This window comes from Leuconostoc sp., from assembly GCF_965300815.1.
Map to the genome: position 1 here is coordinate 1 of NZ_CBDKZH010000123.1, position 3,656 is coordinate 3,656.

The window sequence follows — 3,656 nt, forward strand, 5'->3', positions numbered from 1 at the left end:
CACATTGGGTGGGCTGCCTTTTTTTTGCTAATGTGACACCAGATTGAACCTCAATCCAGGCATAAATTTAAAAAGGAGGTATTAAACGATGTACGAAAACTTTACACCAGGACGCAATATCTGGAAAAAAGTTGGCCGCTGGCTTTTTGTAACCATGGAACGCGTTGCGGTAGTTGTTATCATCCTCGCCATTACATATTTTGGGATTAAGTTGTTGTACCCATACAACATTGGTTGGTTCGGATTGATATTTATCGTAGCCAATTTGCTTCTTGCTGGCTTTTTGATTCTGCCTAGTCCAAGTAATCCTAACGGGTTAATGTATCAAGAAATTTTACGAACACTCCTAAAAGCAGGGAATCCAGCAACTGCTGATATCTTGTCAGTAACTAAGCGAAAAGGGTGATCAATTATGGGTATTCAAATACAACAAAAAAAGTCAAAAAATAGTTTATCAGCCATCACGATTTTTAAATCTAATCGGGTCAAGAAACCCAGTTATATGATTCTACCTTATAAGGATATTTTGGAAGATAAGCCTGGCCAACCAATCTTACTCACAGATGATACCTACGCGGATATGTTAAATCTGCCAGGAAAAGATTTGGACTTCTTAAATACCGATGGTGATAACAGTGCGAGCGAAATTATTGGCGCTTTTCACGCCTTACTGTCAACCTATACAGAAAGTTTTGATATCAAGGTCAGTCAATTACCCGCTGATACACGTGTCCAACAAGGTGCTTGGGGGCAGGAACTTGTCAGAGTTGAGTCTCAACTACAACAATTACCACCTGATACACGTGAATACGCCCAACTTCTCGGCATGCGACAATTCATTCTCCATGAGATTAATCTTGAAAAAAATGTTGTTGGGGACATTAAACACCAGGAGTATACAGCGGTTATATACGGTAAAACGATTCCTGCTTTAGAAAAGAATCGACGCGATTTCATTGCACAGTCAGGTGCGGCATTCACACCTGAGCAAGTCACTTTGGAACGCAAGAAGATGATTTTGTATCAGATCAATAATCCAGGTGAAAACTTAGAATTGGAGGATAAGTAACCATGCGATTACCAATTAATAATCCAAAACGTTCTGCCCTAAAAGCGCAGGGATATAATTTGGATTTAATTGAACAGATTCAAAACCCAGGTGGCGTTGAATTTCATACAACCTATTTTGATGATGGCATGTCTTCATCGGCAATTATCAATGTTTATGATTATCCTAAAACAACCCAAAGGCAAGGTTGGTTCCGTGAATTGCTAAATCAACGCAATGCCATTATTGATATTAAGATTGGTACAGAAGATAAATTTGCAGTTCAACGGGCACTCGAAAAGGCAACCAATGATTTGAAGGCAAAGGCTAATAGTGACGTAACATCACAAGGTGAAGCCTTAGAAGCTGCCGCCGATGCAAATATCACGTTAGCAGACTTAAATGAGGCACGAAATGGCCGTGAAATTTATAAGCGTCTCTATGTACGTCTGATGATTTCCGACCTCAACCCAGAAGCGTTACGACATCGAGTGAAGGAAATTCAACAACAACTATCAAATTATCGCTTGAAAGTTTATCCATCAGAGCAGCTGACACATTTCCGGCAATTCTTTGTACCAGCAATGACGATTGAAAACCAAGCTATTCGTGATCGTGGTTTTCCGATGAAAGCACACGCATTAGCCGGTTCGTACGCTTTTAATCAGACCTTCATTGCTCATCCACGTGGTTCATATATGGGGCTAACAATGCAAGACGGTGAAGTCATGTATGATCCAAGTTTCACTGATAACCACACACAACTAACTGCCTACAATATCGTAATCGGTGGTGAACGTTCTGGTAAAAGTACGCTTGCAAAAAAGAATTTGCCACCACTCATTGCTCGCGGTGATACTGCATGGGTATTTGATAAGTCTAACGAATGGCGTGACTTGGTGAATATGTACTATGGCTTAACATTGACCCTTGATGGTAGCCAAAACATCATCAATCTTCTACAGGTGTTTGGCACTGTCTTAAGAGATGATGGACAGATTGACGTTATCGGCAGCTTCAATCAACATCGAAGCAAGGTTATCACGTATTACGCAACACTCAATCCTGATGCTGACAAGAAAGAATTGCAGATGGTAGGGGACTTACTGACAGACTTCTATATCGATAAAAGAATGTGGTCACCATCTCCAAAGGATAATCCGCAAGATCTAAAGATTATTGGATTACGAAATGATGAGTATCCAATTCTGGAGGATTTTCTCACGTATCTTGAGACACGCAATATGATGACCCGTGGAATGACGCAGCCAACGATTGAACGGTTGGATAATATCCTTATGACAATCAAAAGTCTGATTCAAAATCATGGCGATATGGTCAATGGCATTACAACAATGCCTGATCTCTCACACGAACGACTCGTGCGATTTGATACCAGTGGTCTTTCACGCTTAGAGCCTGACTTGTATCATGCGCAATACTTTACCATTTTGTCTCTAATGGAAAGCTACATTACGATCAACGGGACAAAACAACGTCAGTTAATCAAGGAAAACAAAATATCAATCCAACCTAATCAACCTGGTAAACAACCACCAAAATATTTCTGGTGGATTCAAGATGAAGCAGATGACATTTTTAATGCTAAACATGCTTTAGGAATAACCTTTGGAGATAATATGATGGCACAACATGGTAAAGACTTCTTTGGTATGATTGCTATTTTCCCAGGTCTTAAAAATGTCGTGCCCACAGGACAAGCAGTGGACTCTGATGCGAGTCGTGCGGCGTCATCATTTTTTGGACGCTTTCCAAAGCAACTAATCGGTCGTCTCTCAAAAACAGATACCACTCGTTTACGAAAAGTTGTGAGTGAAAGCAACATTACTAATGGGCAGCTTCAAGCTCTTGAATCGATGGATCAAGGGGACTTTCTGTTTAATCTTGTAGGTAAGCAAGCAACCTTCATGCATGTTGCATTAAATGAATCTGAAAAACGTCTTTTCGGTGGTGGATTATAAAAGGAGGCGCCTATGTTTGATCTCTGGTTAAAGACCAAGAAACTAAAACTTTATGCGCTTATAACAGCGGTAGCTACTATCTTGTTAACGATTGCTGTTGGATTTACGATGTTAATCATGATTGTCTCAACCCAAGGAGAAGATTGCTGGAATGATGATACTGTTATCAGTGATGTTGGTAAGGGATTTGGTGGTGATTGGCATGATTTGAATTCTAAAACTGCACAGAATATGCGTCATGCCGCAGATCGTTTTCAAAAGGAGTTGCACATGTCAGGGGACAACATTGCCGCGGCCCTCGCCATTGGCATACGTGAGAGTGGGTTTAATCCCGAGGCATACAATCCATCTGGTCAAGTTAAAGGAATTTGGCAATGGGGAGCTGGGTCGGTTAACGGTAATCGCTATAAAGACACACCTGATACAGTTGAAGGACAGGTTCAACTTGCCATTAATGAGTTGCGAAGTAGTCATAAAGAAACGATGATTCTTCTCGCTACTGCAAACAATATAGAAAGTTCACTGGTGGCGTGGGATACAAAATTTGAAGGCGTGCATGAAAATGATCCGCAACGCAAGGTCGGTGAAACGACTAAGACTGCACAAGAAATTAAAAAGCTATTTGC

The 3,656-nt window shown here is 40.8% G+C and carries 4 protein-coding genes; all 4 read left to right on the plus strand.

The annotated features are described in order from the left end of the window. The first annotated feature begins 88 nt into the window (after positions 1-88). Entirely contained in the window at positions 89-406 is a 318-nt protein-coding gene (locus tag ACW12G_RS07015; RefSeq protein ID WP_141309043.1) for a hypothetical protein, read from the plus strand. Between the two features lie 6 nt (positions 407-412). Further along, a complete protein-coding gene (locus ACW12G_RS07020; protein ID WP_068852726.1) occupies positions 413-1,069 on the plus strand; it encodes a hypothetical protein in 657 nt (218 codons plus the stop codon). 2 nt (positions 1,070-1,071) lie between these two features. After that, the gene (locus tag ACW12G_RS07025) at positions 1,072-3,030 is read left to right on the plus strand and encodes a type IV secretion system protein VirB4 (RefSeq protein ID WP_455647613.1); all 1,959 of its coding nucleotides are present in this window, start codon (positions 1,072-1,074) and stop codon (positions 3,028-3,030) included. Positions 3,031-3,042: 12 nt separating this feature from the next. After that, positions 3,043-3,656 (plus strand): phage tail tip lysozyme (locus tag ACW12G_RS07030; protein WP_455647614.1); only part of this gene is annotated, 614 nt, incomplete at its 3' end.

Bases quoted from the DNA above. Each gene is read 5' to 3' on its own strand.
- ACW12G_RS07015 (WP_141309043.1), top strand. From the start codon at position 89: ATGTACGAAAACTTTACACCAGGACGCAATATCTGGAAAAAAGTTGGC.
- ACW12G_RS07020 (WP_068852726.1), top strand. From the start codon at position 413: ATGGGTATTCAAATACAACAAAAAAAGTCAAAAAATAGTTTATCAGCC.
- ACW12G_RS07025 (WP_455647613.1), top strand. From the start codon at position 1,072: ATGCGATTACCAATTAATAATCCAAAACGTTCTGCCCTAAAAGCGCAG.